Here is a 433-nt window from a genome sequence, read left to right as displayed (position 1 = left end):
CATCATGATCCTGCCATGGTAAGGCGTGTTGCATCCTCTGACGCATTGCAGGTCCGGTTCTGGGGCACACGCGGCTCCACCTGCGCATCCGGACCTCAGTTCGTTGAATTCGGATCGCACACGCCCTGCGTCGAGGTCCGATGCGGCGAGCGTCTCTTCATTCTCGATGCGGGCACCGGTCTCTCCGCGCTTGGCATGGAGCTCGGCCAGAACGCTCCCGACCAGATCGACATCCTCCTCAGCCATCTTCACCTCGATCACATCAGCGGCCTGCCCTTCTTCAAGCCGGCGCTCCTCGCCAACGAGCGCGTGATCCGCACCTATTGCGGGCATCTGGAGGGCGAGAGCGCTATGGAGCCTTTAGGGAGGCTCTTCGCCCCGCCCCTGTTTCCGGTGCGCCTCGGCCAGCTCCCGGCCCGGTTCGAGTATCACG

At 64.0% G+C, this 433-nt stretch carries 1 protein-coding gene; it reads left to right on the top strand.

Annotation, left to right across the window (positions count from 1 at the left end; genetic code table 11):
* Positions 1-15 precede the first annotated feature (15 nt).
* The coding region (locus OC446_RS30635) for an MBL fold metallo-hydrolase (protein WP_262032627.1) at positions 16-433 on the top strand (418 nt) is incomplete at its 3' end.

The organism is Microvirga sp. Mcv34 (assembly GCF_024519725.1).
Taxonomy (GTDB): Bacteria; Pseudomonadota; Alphaproteobacteria; order Rhizobiales; family Beijerinckiaceae; genus Microvirga.
This window is presented reverse-complemented; position numbering and strand designations above follow the sequence as displayed.